A 23,943-nucleotide genomic window follows, 5' to 3' on the forward strand; every position below is an offset into this window, starting at 1 on the left:
GGGGCCTCCCGGGACGCACCGGAGCGGTCAGGAGATCCCGAATTCCTTGCCGAGCAGATCGAATACCTCGTCGTCCGTGGCCGATTCCAGATCGCTGCCCGTTCCAGCGCTTTCCGGCACGGACGACGTCCCGCCGGATTCACCGGCAATCGCCAGTACTGCCTGGAGCTTTGACAGGATCCGGTCGCGGGCTGCACCCTCTGACAACTTCGTCACCAATTCTTGTTCGACCCTGTCCAGATCGGCAAGTAGGGAATCCACTAGGGCCGGCCCGGCCGCCCCCGCCGTTCCCACCGTCTCCGTGAGCACCTGACCGGCGAGGAGAGCGGGTGTCGGACAGTCGAAGACCAGCGTCGCGGGCAGCCGCAGTCCGGTGGCCTTGTTCAGCCGATTGCGCAGTTCGACTGCCGTGAGTGAATCGAATCCCAGGTCCTGGAAGGCGTGTTCCGGCCGGACCGTACGGTCCGACGCGTGCCCGAGGACCGCGGCCACCTCGGCCCGTACCAGGTCCAGAACGGTCCTGTGCCGCTCGGCCTCCGGCAGCCTCTCCAGCCGCTCGGCCAGCGAGGACACGACCGGAGCGGCAGTGGCTCGCGCCGTCCTCCGGACCGCCGGCTCCACCAGGGCACGCAGTACCGCCGGTGTCCCGTCCGCCGTGCCCAGCCCACCGGTGTCGATACGGACCGGCGCCAGCACCGCCGAGTCCGAGGCCAGTGCCGCGTCGAACAGCCGCAGCCCGTCCGCCGGCGACAGGGGCAGCACTCCCCCGCGCGCCATCCGCGCCCGGTCGGCCTCGGCGAGACCGCCCGTCATCGCACCGGGCTGCTCCCACACCCCCCAGGCCAGCGAGGTGGCGGGCAGGCCGGCGCGGTGACGGTACGCCGAGAAGGCGTCGAGGAAGGCATTGGCCGCCGCGTAGCTCGCCTGGCCGGCGCTGCCGACCATTCCGGCGACGGACGAGAACACCACAAAGGCGGCCAGGCCCATCCCCCGGGTGTGGTGGTGCAGATTCAGTACGGCGTCGACCTTGGGCCGGAAGACCTCCCTCATCCGTTCCGGGGTGATCGAGGTGACGATGCCGTCGTCGAGAACCCCCGCGGTGTGTACGACCGCCGACAGCGGATGGCCGCCCAGGCCGTCCAGCATGACCGCGACCGAATCCCGGTCGGCCAGGTCGCAAGCGGCCCAGGTGACTTCGGCTCCCCAGGTGGTCAACTCGGCCGCCAGCTCGGCCGCGCCGGGGGCCTCCGCGCCCCGGCGGCTCGTCAGCAGCAGCCGGCGCACCTTGTGCTCGGTGACCAGATGCCGGGCGACCAGTGTGCCCAGGGCCCCGGAGGCGCCGGTCACCAGCACGGTTCCGGCGGCGAGGTCCGGACGGCCCGCGGCGGGCCCGGTGGACTTCACCAGGCGCGGTACGAACATCTCCTGGCCGCGCACCGCGAACTGCGGCTCACCGGAAGCCACCACCGCGGGCAACACCCGTACCGCGTCCCCGACGTCCTCGGCCTCCACCAGCACCAACCGGTCCGGATGCTCCGACTGCGCCGACCGCACCAGCCCCCACACCGCCGCATGCGCCAGATCACCAGGACGCGTCACCAGCGCCAGACGCCCCCCACGCTCCTCCGCCAACCACCGCTGAACCAGCTCCAGCGCCTCACTCGCGACACTGTGCACCCGCTCGGCGGTGTCCGGGCCGGCCGCCTCCGGATCCGGGCCCGGCGCGACCGCGACGACCGCGACCTCGGGCAGGGCCGGATCGGCGTACAGCGCGGCCGGGTCCGGGTAGCTCCGTATGCCGGTCCCGGCAGGGGCCTCGGCCCCGGTGAGGTGCGCGGGCCGCCAGACGAGGCCGAACAGCGAGTCGTCGGCCCGCCCGCCGGAGCCACCCGCCTGGAGCAGCTGCTCCCGGGACACCGGCCGCAGTGCCAGCGAGCCGACCGTGGCCACCAGGCCGCCCGCTTCATCGGTCACGGTCAGCGACACCGTGTCAGTGGCCGTCTCCGTGCTCGTGCCCGTGCCCGTGCCACTGCCCGAATCCGCGCCCGTCCGCGACACCTTGACCCGCAGTGCCGTCGCTCCGGCGGCCCGCACATCGACCCCGGACCAGGCGAAGGGCAACAGCGGCCCCTCGGTCAGGGGGACGAGCCCGCCCGCGCCGATCGCGTGGAGCGCCGCGTCCAGCAGGGCCGGGTGCAGGGCAAAGCCGTCCGCCTCCGTGCCCTCGGGCAGGGCGACCTCGGCGAAGACGTCCTCCCCGTCGCGCCAGACCGACCGCAACCCCTGGAAGACCGGGCCGTAGCCCAGGCCGACCGCGGCCACCTCCGTGTAGAAGCCGGTCAGATCGATCGACTCCGCGCCCCCCGGCGGCCAGGCGGCGACAGCCGCACCGTGCGGACGGTCGTCGGCCCCGAGCGGACCGTCCCCGGCACCGGATGGACCGTCGTCGGCCCCGAGCGGACCATCGTCCGGACCTCGCACCCCCTCGGGCTGCGCGTCCGTCAAGGTACCGACCGCGTGCCGCACCCATGGCGCGTCACCCGGGGAGCCGTCCGCCCGCGAGTGCATACTCAGCGCGCGCCTGCCCGATTCCTCCTCGGCACCGACCCACACCTGCACGGCCACTCCGCCCCGCTCCGGCACGATCAGCGGCGCTTCCAGCGTCAGGTCCTCCACCTGGCCGCAGCCGGCCTCGTCCCCCGCCCGCACCGCCAGCTCCACGAGCGCGGTACCCGGCAGCAGCGCAGTGCCCATGACCCGGTGGTCGGCGAGCCAGGGGTGGGAGGTGAGCGAGAGCCGCCCGGTGACCAGGAAACCACCCGCTCCCGGCAGCGCGACCGCCGCCCCCGCCAACGGGTGCCCGGCAGCACCCAGCCCGAGCCCGGCGGCAGCGGCGGTGCCGGTGAACTCCTCAGGTGCTTCGAGCCAGTAGCGCTCGTACTGGAAGGCGTACGTCGGAAGATCGATGCGCCGGGCGCCCGGGAAGAGCGCCCGCCAGTCCGGCGAGACCCCCTGCACATGGAGTTCCGCGAGCGCGGTCACCACGGCCTGCCGCTCCGGACGGTCCCCCCGCAGTACGGGCACGGTGACCACCCCGTCGCCCTCCAGGCACCCGTGCGCCAGCGCACTCAGCACACCCCCGGGCCCGACCTCCACGAACGTCGTCACGCCCAATCCGTGGAGGGTCCGTACCCCGTCCGCGAAGCGCACCGCCTCCCGCACATGCCGCACCCAGTAGTCGGCGGTGTACGGCTCCGCCAGCGCACCCGTCAGGTTGGACACCACCGGAATCCGGGGCTCGCGATACGTCAGCCCGGCCACCGCCCGGCCGAACGGCGCCAACATCGGCTCCATCAAAGGCGAATGAAAGGCATGGCTGACCTGCAACCGGGAGGTCTTACGCCCACGCTCCCGGAAGGTCTCCGCGATCGCAACGACCGCGTCCTCAGCACCGGAGATCACCACCGACCGAGGCCCGTTGACCGCCGCGACCCCGACCTCCTCCGTCAGATACGGCAGCACCTCCTCCTCGGCCGCCTCCACCGCCACCATCGCCCCACCACCCGGCAACCCCTGCATCAACCGAGCTCGCGCCGACACCAACGCGGCCGCATCCTCCAGCGACAACACCCCCGCCACATGCGCGGCCGCGATCTCCCCCACCGAATGACCCGCCACGAAGTCCGGCCGAACACCCCACGACTCCAACAACCGGAACAACGCCACCTCAACCGCGAAGAGAGCGGGCTGAGTCGACCCTGTCTGATGCAACTCCTCCGAGTCGACATCGATCACCGCGTCCAGAAGCGCGCACACCTCGTCGTACGCCTCAGCGAACACCGGGAAGGCGTCGTAGAGTTCACGCCCCATACCCAGCCGCTGCGACCCCTGGCCCGAGAAGAGGAACCCGAGCTTGCCCTCGCCGGCCCCCGGCTCGCTCAGGACGACGCGGGTGGACGGCGCCCCGCCGGCCAGCGCCCGCAACCCCTCCAGGAATTCGTCCCGGCTCTCCGCCACCACGGCGGCTCGATGCTCCATGGCCGAGCGCGTGGTGGCGAGCGAGAACCCGATGTCGGCCGGCCGCAGGTCCGTGTCCGAGGCCAGGGGCAACAGCCGCTCCGCCTGGGCCCGTAGTGCCTCCTCCGTCCTGCCCGACAGCACCCATGGCGCACGGGGACCCGAGTCCGGGGTCGCGGGAAGCTGCTGCTCAGCAGGGGCCGGTGCCTGCTCGACGATGACATGGGCATTGGTGCCGCTGATACCGAAGGAGGACACCGCCGCTCGGCGCGGGTGGCCGGCCTGCGGCCATTGCCTTGCCTCGGTCAACAGCCTTACCTCACCTGCCGACCAGTCCACATGCGGCGACGGCTCCCCCACATGCAGGGTCTCCGGGAGCACCCCGTGGCGCATCGCCATCACCATCTTGATCACACCACCGACACCCGCCGCCGCCTGGGTATGACCGATATTCGACTTCAACGACCCCAGCCACACCGGCCGCCCCTCCGGACGCCCCTGACCATAGGTCGCCAGCAGCGCCTGCGCCTCGATCGGATCACCCAGCGTCGTCCCCGTACCATGCGCCTCCACCACATCGACCTCGCCCGAGGACACCCCGGCGTTCGCCAGCGCCTGCCGGATCACCCGCTGCTGAGCCGGACCGTTCGGCGCCGTCAGACCATTCGACGCCCCGTCCTGGTTGACCGCGCTGCCCCGCACCACCGCCAGTACCCGATGCCCATTCCGCTCGGCATCGGACAACCGCTCCACCAGCAGCATTCCCGCGCCCTCGGCCCACCCGGTGCCGTCCGCGCCGGCACCGAACGCCTTGCACCGACCGTCCGCCGACAGACCACGCTGCCGACTGAACTCCACAAATGTCGAGGGAGTCGCCATGACGGTCACACCGCCCACCAGCGCCATCGAGCACTCGCCGCTGCGCAGCGCCTGGGCCGCCAGATGCAGCGCCACCAGGGAGGATGAGCACGCGGTGTCGACCGTGACGGCCGGCCCCTCCAGACTGAAGGTGTACGACACCCGGCCCGACGCGACGCTGCCCGCGCTGCCGCTGCCCAGATAGGCGTCCATGCCCTCGGGAGCCGTCTTCACCCGGCCGCCGTAGTCGTGGTACATCATCCCGGCGAAGACACCGGTCCTGCTGCCCCGCACCGAGGCCGGATCGATGCCCGCCCGCTCGAACGCCTCCCACGACGTCTCCAGCAGCAGCCGCTGCTGCGGATCCATCGCCAGCGCCTCACGCGGCGAGATCCCGAAGAAGGCCGGGTCGAACTCGGCCGCCTCGTGGAGGAAGCCACCGTGGCGCACAGAGGACGTGCCGGAGTGGTCGGGATCGGGGTCGTAGAGCTTCTCCATGTCCCAGCCCCGGTCCTCGGGGAAGCCGGAGATCGCGTCGCCGCCGGAGGCGACAAGGCGCCACAGGTCTTCGGGGGACCGCACATCGCCCGGGTAACGGCAGGCCATGCCCACAATGGCGATGGGCTCGTCCGTCCCGGTGACGGCGGCGACGGCGGCCCCGGTCCCCTCCCGGACGCCCAGTGTCTCGGTCAGCAGGAAACGGGAGAGCGCAACGGGCGTCGGGTGGTCGAAGACCAGCGTCGCGGGCAGCCGGAGCCCGGTGGCCGCGTTGAGCCGGTTGCGTAGTTCCACCGAGGTGAGTGAGTCGAAACCGGCTTCCTGAAAGGCGAGTTCCGGCCGGACCGCTTGGGCCGAGGCATGGCCGAGTACGGCCGCGACCTCGGTACGCACCAGATCCAGCACCAGCCGCTCGCGCTCGGCCTCCGCCAGACCGGCCAGCCGCTGCCCCAGCGACCCCTTCGGCACGGCCGTCCCAGCCACGCGCCGCGCACCGCCACGTACAGGACCGCGCAGACCCCGCAGCCCGCGCAGAACCGGAGGCACCGCACCCCCGAGACCACCCAGATCCAGCCGCACCGGGGCGACCGCCGCCCGGTCCAGAGCCAGCGCCGCGTCGAACAGCCGCAGTCCCTCATCGACGGCCAGCGGGGCCAGGCCCACCCGCTTCAGTCGGGTGAGGTCCGTCCGGTCGAGCCGGTCGGCCATGCCACCGCCCTGCTCCCACAGACCCCACGCCAGCGAGGTCGCGGGAAGCCCCTGGGCGCGACGGGCCTCGGCGAAGGCGTCGAGGAAGGTGTTGGCCGCCGCGTAGTTGCCCTGGCCCGCGCTGCCCAGGATCCCGGACACCGAAGAAAAGACGACGAACTCCGACAGATCGCCCGTCAGCTCGTGAAGGTTGAGCACCGCGTCCACCTTGGGCCGCAGCACCGCGTCCAGGCGCTCCGGGGTGAGCGAGCCGATCACCCCGTCGTCCAGAACACCCGCCGTATGCACCACGGCCGTCACCGGCGTATCCGCCAGCACCCCGGCGAGAGCCTCCCGATCGGCCGCGTCACACGCGGCCCAGCGCACCTCCGCGCCACCCGCGATCAGTTCGGCCTCCAGCTCACCCGCGCCGGCCGCCTCCGCACCACGCCGACTGACCAACAGCAGGCCGCGCACACCGTGTTCAGCGACGAGGTGCCGGGCGACGAGCCCGCCCAGGGCACCGGACGCACCGGTCACCAGCACCGTCCCAGCGCCGAAGTCCGGCGTACGGGTGGTTGCGGCTCCGGTGGACTTCACCAGGCGCGGTACGAACACCTCCTGGCCGCGCACCGCGAACTGCGGCTCACCGGAAGCCACCACCGCGGGCAACACCCGTACCGCGTCCCCGATGTCCTCGGCCTCCACCAGCACCAACCGGTCCGGATGCTCCGACTGCGCCGACCGCACCAGCCCCCACACCGCCGCATGCGCCAGATCACCAGGACGCGTCACCAGCGCCAGACGCCCCCCACGCTCCTCCGCCAACCACCACCGCAGCAACGCCAGCACGGCATGGCTGACCTCACGAACACGGTCGGCCTCGTCCGTACCCATGCCCTCGCCGGAGCCCGTCGGGCACGGGACGACCACGACATCGGACGCCTCCGCCAACTCCCGCAGCGCATCGAAGTCATCAGTGGACTCGACGGCCTGGATCACCAGCGCGTCGGCGGCAGTCGGCAGGGCGAACGGCGTCCAGTCCAGTTCGAAGAGCGAACCACCGCCGCCGTTACCAACCCCTGCGCCGGCACCGGCACCACGCAGTTGCTCCGCCGACACGGTCCGCAGCGACAGCGAGTCCACCGAGGCCACCGGATCACCGGCGCCATCGGCCACGGTCAGCGTCACCGAACCGGTGGCCGCCTTCGACAGTCTCACCCGCACCATGGCCGCACCGACAGCATGGACGGCGACACCGGACCAGGCGAACGGCAGGGCGGGGCCGTCCTCCATCGATACCAGCCCACCGGCGGCGAGGGCGTGCAGAGCGGCATCCAGCAGCGCCGGATGCAGAGCAAACCCCGCCGCATCGGCAACCGAGCCCTCCGGCAGCTCGACCTCGGCGAAGACCTCGTCTCCGCCGCGCCACACCGCCCGCAGCCCCCGGAAGGCGGGTCCGTACTCCAGGCCCGCCGCGGCCATCTCCTCGTAGAACGCCGTCAGATCGACGGCTTCCGCACCAGACGGCGGCCAGGCGCCCAGGCCCTCGGCGGGCGACTCCACCGTCGGGGACAGCACACCCGTCGCATGCCGCAGCCAGGAACCGCCTCCGACCCGCGAGTGCACGCTCAGCTGCCGCCGGCCCGACTCGTCCTCCGCACCGGCCGTCACCTGGAGGGTGACACCACCACGCTCCGGCACGATCAGGGGAAGCTCCAGGGTGAGATCCTCGATCCGTCCGCAGCCCGTCTCGTCGCCCGCCCGGGTCGCCAGCTCCACAAACGCGGTGCCGGGCAGCAGAACCGTCCCGTTCACGGCGTGGTCGGAGAGCCACGGGTGGGTTTCGAGGGAGATCAGCCCCGTGAGCAGAACCCCCTCACTGTCGGCCGTCGCGATCGCGGCACCGAGGAGGGGGTGATCCGCCACCCCCAGACCGGCGGCCCGGATGTCACCGGGGGCCTGGGGTGCGTCGAGCCAGTAGCGCTCGCGCTGGAAGGCGTACGTCGGCAGATCGACCTGCCGCGCCCCCGGGAAGAACGCCCGCCAGTCCGGCGAGACCCCGTACATGTACAGCCGGCCGACCGCCTCCGCGACCGCATACGCCTCCGGCCGCTCCCCACGCAGCACCGGTACGGCGACCACCCCGTCACCGTCCAGGCACCCCTGCGCCAGCGCACTCAGCACGCCCCCGGGCCCGACCTCCACAAAGGTGGTGACCCCCAGCTCGTGCAGCGTCCGCACCCCGTCCGCGAAACGCACCGCCTCCCGCACATGCCGCACCCAATACTCAGCCGTGTACGGCCCCGCCAGCGCACCCGTCAGGGTCGACACCACCGGAATCCGGGGCTCGTGATACGTCAGCCCGGCCACCACCCGGCCGAACTCCGCCAACATCGGCTCCATCAACGGCGAATGAAACGCATGACTCACCTGCAACCGGGAGGTCTTACGCCCACGCTCCCGGAAGGTCTCCGCGATCGCAACGACCGCGTCCTCAGCACCGGAGATCACCACCGACCGAGGCCCATTGACCGCCGCCACCCCGACCCCCTCCGTCAGCAGCGGCAGCACCTCCTCCTCAGTCGCCTCCACCGCCACCATCGCCCCACCACTCGGCAACGCCTGCATCAACGCAGCCCGCGCCGACACCAACGCGGCCGCATCCTCCAGCGACAACACCCCCGCCACATGAGCGGCCGCGACCTCCCCCACCGAATGACCCGCCACGAAGTCCGGCCGAACACCCCACGACTCCAACAACCGGAACAACGCCACCTCAACCGCGAACAACGCCGGCTGGGTGCATCCCGTCTGATGCAACTCCTCCGCACCGGCATCCAGCGACACCTCCAGGTGCTCCCGAACCCGGTCATAAGCAGCGGCGAACGCCGGGAACGCCACATACAGCTCACGCCCCATCCCCACCCGCTGCGAACCCTGGCCCGAGAACAAGAACCCGACCTTGCCCCCCACCGCGCCACCCACCACAGCAGCACCGGAGACGACCGACTCCAACCCCCGCCGCAACTCCGCCACATCACCACCCACGACCACCGCCCGCCGCTCCAGCGACGCACGCGAGGCAGCCAGCGAAAACCCCACATCAACCGGCCGAACCCCCGCCCCCTCAGCATCCACAAAGGACAACAACCGCCCCGCCTGCGCCCGCAGCGCCACCTCACTCCGCGCCGACAACACCCACGGAACCACCACACCCGAACCAGGGTCCGGCTCTGTCAACGGCAGTTCAGCCCGAGCAGGCGCCTGCTCGACAATCACATGGGCATTGGTGCCGCTCACGCCGAAGGAGGACACCGCCGCTCGGCGCGGGTGGCCGGCCTGCGGCCATTCCCTTGCCTCGGTCAACAGCCTTACCTCACCTGCCGACCAGTCCACATGCGGCGACGGCTCCCCCACATGCAGCGTCTCCGGAAGCACCCCGTGGCGCATCGCCATCACCATCTTGATCACACCACCGACACCCGCCGCCGCCTGGGTATGACCGATATTCGACTTCAACGACCCCAGCCACACCGGCCGCCCCTCCGGACGACCCTGACCATAGGTCGCCAGCAGCGCCTGCGCCTCGATCGGATCACCCAGCTCCGTCCCCGTACCATGCGCCTCCACCACATCCACCTCGCCCGAAGACACCCCGGCGTTCACCAACGCCTGCCGGATCACCCGCTGCTGCGCCGGACCGTTCGGCGCCGTCAGACCATTCGACGCCCCGTCCTGGTTCACCGCGCTGCCCCGCACCACCGCCAGCACCCGATGCCCATTCCGCTCCGCATCGGACAACCGCTCCACCAGCAGCATCCCCGCACCCTCGGCCCACCCGGTACCGTCCGCGCCGGCACCGAACGCCTTGCACCGACCGTCCGCCGACAGACCACGCTGCCGACTGAACTCCACGAACACGGAGGGGCCGGCCATCACCGTGACGCCACCGACCAGAGCCATGGTGCACTCGTCGTTCCGCAGCGCCTGGGCCGCCAGGTGCAGGGCGACCAAGGAGGACGAACAGGCCGTGTCCACCGTCACCGCCGGACCCTCCAGACCGAAGGTGTAGGACACCCGGCCCGACGCGACGCTGCCCGCGCTGCCGTTGACGAGGTAGCCCTCAAGTCCGGCCGGCGAGGTGTGCACGCGCCCGCCGTAGTCGTGGTACATCACCCCGGCGAAGACACCGGTCCTGCTGCCCCGCACCGAGGCCGGATCGATGCCCGCCCGCTCGAACGCCTCCCACGACGTCTCCAGCAGCAGCCGCTGCTGCGGGTCCATCGCCAGCGCCTCACGCGGCGAGATCCCGAAGAACTCGGCGTCGAACTCCGCCGCGTCGTGGAGGAATCCGCCCTCCCGGGTGTAGCTGGTACCCCACTGGTCGGGATCCGGGTCGTAGAGCTTCTCGATGTCCCAGCCACGGTCCTCGGGGAAGCCCGCCACGGCGTCGCGCCCGGAGAGCACCAGCTGCCAGAGGTCTTCGGGCGACCGTACGTCACCGGGGTAACGGCAGGCCATGCCCACGATCGCGATCGGCTCGTCCACCGCGCCGGTGACCCGGGGGACGGGCTCCGGCGCCGCTGCCGCAGCCTCGCCGGAACCCACGGCCTCGGCGGTGAGAAAGCGGGCGAGAGCGAGCGGGCTCGGGTAGTCGAAGATCAGTGTGGCGGGCAGGCGCATGTCGACGGCCGAGTTGAGCCGGTTGCGCAGCTCGACGGCGGTCAGGGAATCGAAGCCGATGTCCCGGAACGAGTCGTCCGCGCCCACCGACTGCGCACCGGTGTGCCCGAGTACGGCCGCGACCTCGGTACGCACCAGGTCCAGCACCAGCCGCTCGCGCTCGGCCTCCGACAGCCCGGCCAGCCGCTGCCCCAACGACCCCTTCGGCGCGGCCGTCCCAGCCACGCGCCGCGCACTGCCACGTACAGGACCCCGCAGCCCGCGCAGAACCGGAGGCACCGCACCCCCGAGACCGCCCAGATCCAGCCGCACCGGGGCGACCGCCGCCCGGTCCAGAGCCAGCGCCGCGTCGAACAGCCGCACGCCGTCCGACGCAGGAATGGCGGCGAGGCCCATGCGCCTGATGCGCGTGAGATCGGTGCGGTCGAGGCCGCCGGTCATGGCGCTCTCGCTGTCCTGCGCCCACAGGCCCCAGGCCAGCGATGTGGCGGGCAGGCCCTGGGCACGGCGGTGCTCGGCGAGGGCGTCGAGGAAGGTGTTGGCGGCGGCGTAGTTGCCCTGGCCCGGCATGCCGAGGATGCCCGCCACCGAGGAGAAGAGCACAAACGCGGACAGCTCGCCGCTCAGCTCTCCGGCCAGTTCATGCAGGTTCAGCGCCGCGTCGACCTTGGGACGGAACACACGGTCCAGCCGCTCGGGAGTCAGTGAGCCGATGACTCCGTCGTCCAGGACTCCGGCGGTGTGGATGATCGCGGACAGGTTCCGCCCGGCCAGGAGGTCGCGTACGGCCTCGCGGTCGGCCACGTCACAGGCGGCCCAGGTGACATCGGCACCCAGTGCGGCCAGGTCGGCGGAGAGCTCGGGCGCACCCGGTGCGTTCCCACCACGACGGCTCACGAGCAGCAGGCTGCGGACACCGTGCTCCGCGACCAGGTGCCGGGCGAAAAGCCCCCCAAGTCCGCCCGACGCGCCGGTCAGCAGCACGGTGCCGGAGCCGAGGTCGGGGAGTTCCGCGTCAGCCCCCGGCGCGGTGAGGCGCACCAGCCTCGGCACCCGGATCTCGCCCGCGCGCACCACCGCGTGCGGCTCACCGGAGGCGATCAGGCCGGGCAGCAACCGGGCGAGACCGCCGCCACCACCTCCATCGCCATTACCACCACCATCGGCGTTACCACCACCATCGGCGTCGTCACCACCATCGGCGTCATCACCACCGACGCCGCCGACGGCAACGGTACCGGCACCGGTATCGGCACCGCCGTCGGTCTCCACCAGCACCACACGGTCCGGGCTCTCGCTCTGCGCCGAGCGCACCAGCCCACGGACCGCCGACTGGGCGAGGTCCCCCGTCCGCATCACCAGCACCAGGCGGGCCGACCGTTCCGCGGCCAGCCACCACTGCACCAGTTCGAGTACCGTTCGGGTGACTTCCCGGACCCGGGTGACGGTATCCGCACTGGCCCCGGTCGGGCACGGCACGACCACCGCGTCGGCTCCGGCGTCCGGCAGCGGCTCGGCCGCCCGCAGCGTGGCGACATCCTCGTACATCGCTATCCGCACACCGTCCCACGCGGGCCCTGACGGCAGTTCGGCGGACGCCGACGGCGCGTCGGCGGGCAGCGACGGCAGTTCGATCGGCCTCCACTCCAGACCGAGGACCGAGTCCGCACCGTCGGAGCCGGCGCGCAACTGGTCGGCGGAGACCGGGCGCAGCGCCAGCGAGTCGATGAGCGCGACCGGCTCACCGATACCGTCGGCCAGCACCAGCGACACGGTGGAGGTGCCATGGCCGACGCGCGAGACCTTCACCCGCAGGGAGGTGGCCCCGGCGGCCGTGAGGCGCACCCCGCTCCAGGTGAACGGCAGCAGCCCGTTCCCGGTCCCGGTCCCGGGCTCCACCGCGCCCAGCCAGACGGTGTGCAGAGCTGCGTCGAACAGCGCGGGATGCAGACCGTACGCACCCGCCACCGGCCTCTCGGCGTCGGGCAGTTCCACCTCGGCGTAGTAGTCGTCCCCGCTCCGCCAGGCGGCACGCAGCCCCTGGAAGACAGGCCCGTAGTCGAAGCCCTTGTCCGCGAGCCGGTCGTAGAACCCGTCAAGAGCGAGTCGTTCCGCCCCGACGGGCGGCCATGCGGTGAGCGAGCCGTCCGCCGCGCCTTCCGGGGCGACGGTCAGCGAGCCGGAGGCGTGCCGGACCCACGGCCCCTCGGTCGCGCCCTCGTCGTCGATTCGCGAATGCACGGTCAGCGGCCGGCGGCCCGAGCCGTCGTCGCCCCCGACCCGCACCTGAAGTGCGACGCCGCCTCGTTCGGGCACGAGCAGCGGTGTCTCCAGGGTCAGTTCTTCCAGCAGATCGCAGCCCACGGCGTCGGCGGCACCGATCGCCAGCTCGACAAACGCGGTCCCCGGTAGAAGGGCGACCCCGTTGACGACGTGCTCCATCAGCCACGGATGGGTGTGCGTGGAGATACGCCCGGTGAGCAGATGTCCGTCTCCGTCGGCCAGTGGCACGGCGGCGCCCAGCAGCGGATGACCGGCCTCGCCCTGCCCCACCGCACGCAGGTCACCGGCGGAGGCAGGGGCGGTGAGCCAGTAGCGCTCGCGCTGGAAGGCGTACGTCGGCAGATCGACGCGCCGGGCGCCCGGGAAGAAAGCACGCCAGTCCACTTCGACGCCGCTGACGTGCAGCCGACCGACCGCCTCCGCGACCGCATACGCCTCCGGGCGGTCGGCGCGCAGCACCGGCACGGCGACCACCCCGTCACCCTCCAGGCACCCCTGCGCCAGCGCACTCAGCACACCCCCGGGCCCGACCTCCACAAAGGTGGTGACCCCCAGCCCGTGCAGCGTGCGCACCCCGTCCGCGAAACGCACCGCCTCCCGGACATGCCGCACCCAATACTCAGCCGTGTACGGCTCCGCCAGCGCACCCGTCAGGTTCGACACCACCGGAATACGGGGCTCGTGGAAACTCAGCCCGGCCACCACCCGACCGAACTCCGCCAACATCGGCTCCATCAACGGCGAATGGAAGGCATGGCTGACCCTCAAGCGCGATATCTTACGGCCCCGCTCCCGGAAGACCTCGGCAAGCGCGACAACCACGTCCTCGGCACCGGAGATCACCACCGACCGGGGCCCATTGACCGCCGCCACTCCCACCTCACCGGTCAGCAGCGGCAGCACCTCCTCCTCGGACGCCTCCACCGCCACCATCGCCCCACCACCCGGCAACGCCTGCATCAACCGAGCCCGCGCCGACACCAACCGTGCCGCATCCTCCAGCGACAACACCCCCGCCACATGAGCAGCCGCGACCTCCCCCACCGAATGACCCGCCACAAAATCCGGCCGGACACCCCACGACTCCAACAACCGGAACAACGCCACCTCAACCGCGAACAACGCCGGCTGAGCCGCCCCCGTCTCGTTCAACTCCTCCGCGTCATCCACCTTCACAGGAGCGTCCAGCAGCCCGCAGACCGCATCGAATGCCTCAGCGAACACCGGGAAGGCGTCATACAGCTCACGTCCCATCCCCACCCGCTGCGACCCCTGGCCCGAGAACAAGAACCCGGCCTTGCCCGCCGAATGGGCACGACCCACGATCACATCGCTCACCGGTTCGCCCGCCGCGAGGGCCCTCAGTCCCGCCCGCAATCCCGCCGGGTCGGCGCCGATCACCGCGGCCCGGTGCTCCAGCGCCGACCGGGTGGTCGCCGCGGAGAATCCGGTGTCGGCCGGCGACACATCGTCGGCCGCGAAGGCCGACAGGCGCTCCGCCTGGGCCCGCAGTGCCGCCTCCGTCCGGCCCGACAGCACCCACGGTACGGGCGCCGGCAGCGGGCGGTGTTCCCCGGCCGGCTCGGCCGTGTCAGCCGGGGGTGCCTCCTCGATGATCGTGTGCGCGTTGGTGCCACCGATGCCGAAGGACGAGACGGCGGCCCGGCGCGGTGCGGCGGTCCCGGTCCATTCCACCGGCTCGGTCAGCAGCCGCACGGCCCCCGCCGACCAGTCCACGTGCGTGGTCGGCTCGTCGGCATGGAGAGTGCGCGGCAGCACACCGTGCCGCATGGCCAGCACCATCTTCATCACACCGGCCACACCCGCCGCGGCCTGGGTATGACCGATGTTGGACTTGACCGATCCCAGCCACACCGGCCGGTCGTCGGAGTGCTCCCGGCCATAGGTGGCGAGCAGCGCCTGCGCCTCGATCGGATCGCCCAGCCGGGTGCCCGTGCCATGTGCCTCGACGGCGTCCACATCGGCGGGTGTCAGCCCGGCGGCGGCCAGCGCCTGCCGGATCACCCGCTGCTGAGCGGGGCCGTTGGGGGCCGTCAGGCCGTTGGAGGCGCCGTCCTGGTTCACCGCGCTGCCCCGCACCACCGCCAGCACCGGGTGCCCGTTGCGGCGGGCGTCCGAGAGGCGCTCCACCAGGAGCAGGCCGGCGCCCTCGCCCCAACCCGTACCGTCGGCACCGGCGGCGAACGCCTTGCAACGGCCGTCGGGAGCCAGCCCGCGCTGCCTGCTGAACTCCACGAAGAGGTCCGGTGTGGTCATGACGGTGACCCCGCCGACCAGCGCCAGCGAGCATTCGCCGGCGCGCAGCGCCTGAGCCGCCAGGTGCAGGGCCACCAGCGAGGACGAGCACGCCGTGTCCACCGTCACCGCCGGCCCCTCCAGGCCGAACGTGTAGGAGATGCGCCCGGAGACGACCGAGGCCGCCTTGCCGGTGAGCGCGTAACCCTCGGTCTCCTCGGGCGCGTTGCGCAATCCGTTGGCGTAGTCCTGGCCGTTGGTGCCGACGAAGACGCCGGTACGGCTGGCGCGCACGGAGGCGGGGGCGATGCCCGCGCGCTCGAACGCCTCCCACGCGGTCTCCAGGAGCAGCCGCTGCTGGGGGTCCATCGCCAGCGCCTCACGCGGCGAGATCCCGAAGAGCCCGGCGTCGAAGCGGTCGGCGTCCTGAAGGAAACCGCCGTCCCGCGCGTACGTCCGGCCGGACCGGTCGGGGTCGGGGTCGTACAGGGAGTCGATGTCCCAGCCCCGGTCGGTGGGGAAGCCGGACACCGCGTCCCCTCCGGAGCGCAGCAGTTCCCACAGATCCTCCGGCGTCCGGACGCCACCGGGGAAGCGGCAGCTCATGCTGACGATCGCGAGGGGCTCGTCGGTCGTGGCGGCGGCCGTCGGCCGGACGGCTTCCGCCACCGGTTCCGGCCGGCCGAGGAGTTCCTCGCGCAGCCGGCGGGCGAGCGCGGTGGGCGTCGGGTGGTCGAAGACCAGGGTGGCGGGCAGCTTGAGCCCGGTGGCCGCGCCCAGCCGGTGGCGCAGTTCGACGGCAGTGAGCGAGTCGAAGCCGGTCTCGCGGAACGTCCGGTCGGCGTCGAAGGCGCCCTTGCCGGAGTGGCCGAGCACCAGGGCGGCCTGTGTGTGGACCAGGTCCAGCAGGATACGCGTCTGCTCCCCCGGCGTGCCGCCGAGCAGGCGCCGGACCAGCGCGGAGGAAGACGCGTCGGTGCTTCCGGGGGCCTCCGCGTGTGCCTCCAGGGCGTTACGGGCCTCCGGCACACCGAGCAGCAGCGGACACGGGCGGGAACCGGCGAAGGCCGGGACGAAGCGGTCCCAGTCCACGTTCGCCACGGTCACGGCGGTCTCGCCCCGGGTCAGTGCCCCGTGCAGCACGGCGAGGGCGGGCGCGGCCGTGATCGCCCGGATGCCGCGCCGCCGCAGGTGGTCTCCGGCGGCGCCGTCGGCCATGCCGCCGTCCGCCCAGGGGCCCCAGGCGACGGCCAGCGCGGGCAGACCCTCGGCACGGCGGTGCTCGGCGAGGGCGTCAAGGAAGGCATTGGCGGCGCCGTAGGCTCCCTGGCCGCCGTTGCCCCAGACACCGGTCATCGACGAGAAGAGCACAAAGGCGTCGAGGTCCGCACGGTCCCGGGTGAGATCGTGCAGGTGGAGCGCGGCGGCCACCTTGGGCCGCAGCACCTGGCGCAGCCGCTCGGGCGTGAGCGATTCGACCAGGCCGTCGTCGAGTACGCCGGCGGTGTGCACCACGGCGCTCACGGGGTGCTGCCGGAACAGCGCGGCAAGCGCGTCGCGGTCGGCCGTGTCACACGCCGCGACGGTGACCCGGACCCCCATCTCCAACAGTTCCGACGCGAGTTCGGCGGCACCCGGAGCTTCGGGCCCCCGGCGGCTGGTGAGCAGCAGATGTTCGGCTCCGGCGGTGGCGAGCCAGCGGGCCACCCGGCCGCCGAGCGCACCCGTACCACCGGTCACCAGCACCGTGCCGCGCGGCGACCAAGGCGGGTCCGCCGGTGCGGCGCTGTGCGGCGCGCGTACCAGACGGCGGCCGAACACACCGGAGGCGCGCACGGCGAGCTGGTCCTCGTCGTCCTGGGCGAGCAGGCCGGCCAGGCGCTCCAGCGAACGCGGATCGAGTTCGGCGGGCAGATCGACGAGGCCGCCCCAGCGCTGCGGCTGCTCCAGGGCGACGACCCTGCCCAGACCCCAGAGCTGAGCCGAGACGGGGTCGGTCAGCGGGTCCTCGGTGCCGGTCGACACCGCGCCGCTGGTCAGACCCCACAGCGGGATGTCGAGCCCGGCGTCGCCGAGGGCCTGGACGAGCAGAACCAGCCGCTGAAGGGCACGGTCCGCCGCCCCCGCCCCGGCACGCGGAGCCGCGAACACGATGCCGGCGGCCTCACCGCCTGCGGCGTCGGTCAGGGCCCGGGCCAGCGACTCGCGGTCGGTGTCCTCCTCCAGGGCCAGCGGCACGAGTGCGACGCCCAGTCCCTCAAGCGCGGCCCGGATCCGCTCTGTCCAGGCGGTGTCCTCGGAGCCCGCCCAGAGCCAGGTCCCGGACGGCGCCGCGCCGCCGAAGTCCCCGAGCGGCTGCCAGGTGATCCGGTAACGCCAGCCGTCGGCGGTGGACTGCTCCCGCCGCTGCCTGCGCCAGGCGGACAGCCTGGGGGCGACCACATCCAGCGCGGCGGGCTCAAGCCCCAGGAGCGCGCCGAGTGTTGTACGGTCCTCGCTCTCCACGGAGTCCCAGAACGCGGCGTCCATCGCCTCCGGAACGCCAGGGCCCGCCACCGGGCGAGGTGCGTCGAGCCAGTAGCGCTCGCGCTGGAAGGCGTACGTCGGCAGATCGACCTGCCGCGCCCCCGGGAAGAACGCCCGCCAGTCCGGCGAGACCCCGTACATATACAGCCGGCCGACCGCCTCCGCGACCGCATACGCCTCCGGGCGGTCGGCGCGCAGCACCGGCACGGCGACCACACCGTCACCCTCCAGGCACCCCTGCGCCAGCGCACTCAGCACGCCCCCGGGCCCGACCTCCACGAACGTCGTCACACCCAATCCGTGGAGGGTCCGTACCCCGTCCGCGAAGCGCACCGCCTCCCGGACATGCCGCACCCAGTAGTCGGCGGTGTACGGCTCCGCCAGCGCACCCGTCAGGTTCGACACCACCGGGATTTGGGGCTCGTGATACGTCAGCCCGGCCACCAACCGACCGAACTCCGCCAACATCGGCTCCATCAACGGCGAATGAAACGCATGACTCACCTGCAACCGCGAGGTCTTACGCCCCCGCTCCCGGAAGACCTCGGCAAGCGCGACAACCACGTCCTCGGCACCGGAGATCACCACCGACCGAGGCCCATTGACCGCCGCCACCCCGACCCCCTCCGTCAGCAGCGGCACCACCTCCTCCTCAGTCGCCTCCACCGCCACCATCGCCCCACCACCCGGCAACCCCTGCATCAACCGAGCCCGCGCCGACACCAGAGCCGCCGCATCCTCCAGCGACAACACTCCCGCCACATGCGCGGCCGCGACCTCCCCCACCGAATGACCCGCCACGAAGTCCGGCCGGACACCCCACGACTCCAACAGCCGGAACAGCGCCACCTCGACGGCGAACAACGCCGGCTGAGCCGACCCCGTCTGATGCAACTCCTCCGAATCGACATCGACCACCGCGTCCAGCCGCGCACACACCTCGTCGTACGCCTCAGCGAACACCGGGAAGGCGTCGTAGAGTTCACGCCCCATCCCCGCCCGCTGCGAACCCTGGCCCGAGAACAAGAACCCGACCTTGCCCCCCACCGCACCGCCCACCACAGCAGCACCGGAGACAACCGACTCCAACCCCCGCCGCAACTCCGCCACATCACCACCCACGACCACCGCCCGCCGCTCCAGCGACGCACGCGAGGCGGCCAGCGAGAACCCCACATCAACCGGCCGGGCACCAGCCCCCTCAGCATCCACGAAGGACAACAGCCGCTCCGCCTGCGCCCGCAGCGCCACCTCACTCCGCGCCGACAACACCCACGGAACCACCACACCCGAACCAGGGTCCGCACCGGCCGCCGCGGAGGCGAACTCTTCCTGCACAGCGCCCTGCTCGACGATCACATGCGCGTTGGTGCCGCTGATGCCGAACGAGGACACGGCGGCCCGGCGCGGTGCGTCACCCGCCGGCCACTCCACCGCCTCGGTCAGCAGCCGCACACCGCTTGTCGACCAGTCCACCTGCGGGGTCGGCTCATCCACGTGCAGAGTCCCCGGCAGCACCCCGTGCCGCATGGCCATCACCATTTTGATCAGGCCGGCCACGCCCGCCGCCGCCTGGGTGTGGCCGATGTTGGACTTCAGTGAGCCCAGCCACAGCGGCCGGTCCGCCGGCCGGTCCCGCCCATAGGTGGCACCCAGGGCGTCCGCCTCGATCGGGTCGCCGAGTCGGGTACCGGTGCCGTGCGCCTCCACCGCGTCGACATCGGTGGGCGCGAGTCCGGCGGCGGCCAGCGCCTGTCGGATCACCCGCTGCTGCGCCGGACCATTCGGCGCCGTCAGGCCGTTGGAGGCACCGTCCTGGTTGACCGCGCTGCCGCGCACCACCGCCAGCACCCGATGCCCATGGCGCCGCGCGTCGGACAGCCGCTCCACCAGCAGCATTCCCGCGCCCTCGGCCCAGCCGGTGCCGTCCGCACCCGCGCCGAAGGCCTTGCACCGGCCGTCGGCCGACAGCCCGCGCTGCCGGCTGAACTCCACGAACATGCCGGGCGTGGACATCACGGTCACCCCGCCGGCCAGGGCCATCGAGCACTCGCCGCCGCGCAGCGACTGGATCGCCAGGTGCAGAGCGACCAGGGACGAGGAGCATGCCGTGTCCACCGTCACCGCCGGACCCTCCAGGCCGAAGGTGTAGGCCACCCGGCCCGAGGCGACACTGGTCGTCGTGCCGGTCAGCAGATAGCCCTCGATGCCGTCGACCGGCTCGTGCAGGCGGGGGCCGTAGTCCTGGGCCGTCGCGCCGATGAAGACACCCGTCGGGCTCCGCCGCAGGGTGGCCGGGTCGATGCCGGCGCGCTCGAACGCCTCCCAGGCGGTCTCCAGGACCAGCCGCTGCTGGGGATCGATCGCGGCGGCCTCCCGGGGGCTGATGCCGAAGAAGCCGGCGTCGAACTCGGCGGCGTCGTGCAGAAAGCCGCCGTACCGCGTCGAGGACTTGCCGGGTGTGCCGGGCTCCGGGTCGTACAGCGCTTCGACGTCCCAGCCTCGGTCCGCAGGAAATCCGGTGATGGCGTCACCGCCGGAGGCGACCAGCCGCCACAGATCCTCCGGCGAGCGCACCCCGCCGGGCAGTCGGCAGCTCATGCCGACGATCGCGATCGGCTCGTCGGGGTCGGCCGCCGTCCCGGGCAGAGGGACCGCCGGGTCCTTGCCCGTCGCCGCGTTCTCGCCCAGGGACAGCGAGTTGAGGTGGCGGGCGAGTGCGCCAGGGGTCGGATGATCGAACAACAGCCCGCTGGGCAGGCGCAGTCCGGTGGCCTCAGCGAGCTGGTTGCGGAGTTCCACGGAGCTGAGCGAGTCGAAGCCGAGGTCCTTGAAGGTCCACTCGGGGTCGACCTGACGGGCTTCGGTGTGCCCCAGTACGGCCGCGACATGGGCGCGGACCAGGTCGAGTGCCGCCTCGTCGCGCTCGGACTCGGGCAGACCAGTGAGCCGCCGCGCCAGAGCGCCCAGGGGCGCGGCTCCGGTCCCGTCGATCGCGCCCGGCCGCCGCGCCGCGGCAGAAGGGGCCCAGACGGGGGTGGGGGTGGGGGTGGCCGTGGGGTTCCCGTCCAGCCAGTGTCGCTGCCGTTCGAACGCGTAGGTGGGGAGCGCGACCCTGCGCCGGGTGGCTCGCCCGCCGAACAGGGCGGTCCAGTCCGGTTCCAGACCGTGGGCGTGCAGCGCGGCGACCGCCGTCAGCAGCGCCCGCGCCTCGGGGCGGCGGGCGCGCAGGGCGGGCACGTACAGGGCATCGCCGTCCGTGCGGGCGCGGGCCAGGGAGGTCAGCACGCCCCCGGGCCCGAGCTCCAGGTAGGTGCGGACGCCGTACTCGTCGAGGCGGGCCAGGCCGTCGGAGAACCGGACCGCCTCGCGGACGTGGCGGACCCAGTACGCGGCCGAGCACCCCTCGTACGCCCCGCCCCTTGCGTCCTCCTCACGCCCTGCTTCCCCCGCACGCCCGTCCTGCCCGCCGGGACCATCCACGTCCCCGGGCAGCCGGCCCGTCACATTGGACACGATCGGAATGAGCGGCGGGTGGAAGGTCAACCCCTCGGCCACCCGGCGGAACTCCTCCAGCATGGGTTCCATGTGCGCGGAGTGGAAGGCATGGCTGACCCGCAGCCGGCTGGTCCTGCGGCCTTGGGCGGCGAAGACGTCGGCCAGTTCCGTGGCCAGGTCCTCGTCACCGGAGACGACCACGGAGTCCGGGCCGTTCACCGCGGCGACGCTCAGGCGGTCCGTCCGGTCACCGATGCGGGCGCGGACCTCCTCCTCCGTGGCCTGGATCGCGCTCATGGCACCGCCGGCGGGCAGTGCCTGCATCAGCCGGCCCCGGGCTGCGACCAGGGCGCAGGCGTCCGCGAGCGACAGGACGCCGGCCACCTGGGCGGCGGCGATCTCACCGATGGAGTGGCCCAGCAGCACATCGGGGGTGATCCCCCAGCTCTCCAGCAGCCGGAACAGGGCGACTTCGACGGCGAAGAGCGAGGTCTGGGTGTAGAGGGTCCGGTCGAGCTCGGCCGCTTCCCCGGTGCCTTCGGGTGCGAACATGACCTCGCGCAGCGGCCTCGGCAGCCGGGGGTCGAGATGCGCACAGACCTCGTCCAGCGCGGCGGCGAACACCGGGAAGGTCCGGGCCAGTTCGCGTCCCGTCCCGGCCCGCTGGCTGCCCTGGCCCGAGAAGAGGAAGGCGACCTTGGAGCGCGGCCCGGAGCGGCCGGTGGTCAGGGCCGCGTCCGTGCCGCCGGCGGACAACTCGCGCAGGGCGCGCAGAAAGTCGTCGCGGTTCTCGCCCACGACAACGGCTCGGTGTTCGAAGGCGGTACGGCCGGTGGCCAGCGCCCGGCCGATGTCGGCCGGCGCGAGTCCGGGCCGCGCCTCGGCATGGGCGAGCAGGGCGGCGGCCTGTCCGCGCAGCCCCGAGGCGGTCTTGGCGGACAGCGGCCACAGGGCCGGAGCCTGGACCGCGCCCGGCCCCTGTTCCGTCCCCGGCTCCAGTTCCGTCCCCGGCCCCGGGCTCGTCCCCGGCTCCGGGCCGTCCGCCGGGGCCGGCGCGCGGTGTTCCGCCAGCACGAGGTGGCAGTTGGTGCCGCCCATGCCGAACGAGCTGACGCCGGCGAGCAGCGGACGGCCGTCCCGCTCCTCCCACGCGGTGTGTTCGGTCTGCACCCGCAGGTTCAGCCGGGTGAGCGGAATCGCCGGGTTCGGGGTCTCGAAATGGAGGCTGGCGGGCAGTTCGCGGTGGCTCAGCGACAGGGCGGCCTTGAGCAGGCCCGTGATGCCGGCGGCGCCCTCCAGGTGGCCGACGTTGGTCTTGGCCGAGCCGACGCGCAGGGGCCGGCCGGGCTCGCGTCCCGCGCCGAGCACCGCGCCGAGTGCGGCTGCCTCGACGGGGTCCCCCACCTTGGTGCCGGTGCCGTGCAGCTCCACATAGCCGACCTCGGCGGGGTCGATCCCGGCCCGCTCACAGGCGAGCCGGAGCACCTGCTCCTGTCCGGACTGCAGCGGTACGGTCAGCCCGTCGCCGCCGCCGTCGTTGTTGACCGCGCCGCCGCGGATCACGCAGTAGACCGGGTCGCCGTCCGCGACGGCCCGGGCCAGTGGCTTGAGGACGACGATGCCGCCGCCCTCGCCGCGGACGTAACCGTTGGCGCGGGCGTCGAAGGTGAAGCAGCGGCCGTCCGGGGACAGGCCACCGAACTTGGCGGCTCCCAGAGTACTTTCGGGAACGATGTTGAGGTTCACACCGCCCGCGAGGGCGATCGTCGATTCGCCCTCGCGGAGGCTCTCGCAGGCCAGGTGGACCGAGACGAGGGAGGAGGACTGGCCGGAGTCCACGGTCAGGCTGGGGCCGTTCAGACCGAGGAAGTACGAGACCCGGTTGGCGATGATGCCGCGGTGCAGACCGGTGACGGTGTGCGGGGAGATGGCGGTGAGCCCGGAGCGGTGGTGCAGGGTCGCGTAGTCGTCCCAGATGGCGCCGACGAAGACTCCGGTACGGGTGGAGCGCAGCGTCCCCGGGCGCACCTGTGCGTCCTCCAGGGCCTCCCAGGCCAGTTCCAGCACCAGCCGCTGCTGTGGGTCCATGGCCGCGGCCTCCTTGGGGGAGAGCCCGAAGAACCCGGCGTCGAAGTGGCCGATACGGTCGAGGAATCCGCCCCGGCGGATGTCGGTCCGGCCGGGCGCGGACGGGTCGGCGTCGGCCACGGCTGCCCCGTCCCAGCGGTCCGGGGGGACATCGGTGATCGCGTCCGCGCCCTCGCTGAGCAGCCGCCAGAAGGCGGCCGGGTCGGCGGCACCCGGCAGCCGGCAGGCGAGGCCGATGACGGCTATGCCGTCCGCCGAATCCGCCGAAGCCGAACCGGCCCGATTCCCCGTTCCGTTGAGCCCGGACTCGACCATATTGCGCTCCACCCACCCACACAGAGAACGAAAAGACACCGCGAGACACCGCACATATGGCGGAGTGACCTCAGTTTCGGCTCCGTGGACGGGATTATGGCGCCGTACCGGATCAGTTCTAGGGGAATCCCCAACGGACGGCGCGGGCCGGCGGCCGGCGTCCTCGGCACCGGTCGGGCGGGGCGACCAGGACTAAGGAAAACCCTAGGGGCGGTCGCGGGAGGGTTGTCG

General features: G+C 72.5%; 1 protein-coding gene. It reads right to left on the reverse strand.

Going from position 1 to position 23,943, the window contains the following annotated elements:
* Positions 1 to 27 precede the first annotated feature (27 nt).
* The gene (locus NX801_RS06570; RefSeq protein WP_258786135.1) at positions 28 to 23,712 is read right to left on the reverse strand and encodes a type I polyketide synthase; all 23,685 of its coding nucleotides are present in this window, start codon (positions 23,710 to 23,712) and stop codon (positions 28 to 30) included.
* Positions 23,713 to 23,943 lie beyond the last annotated feature (231 nt).

Origin of the sequence: Streptomyces pyxinae (assembly GCF_024756275.1) — a bacterium.
Classification (GTDB): Bacteria; Actinomycetota; Actinomycetes; order Streptomycetales; family Streptomycetaceae; genus Streptomyces; species Streptomyces pyxinae.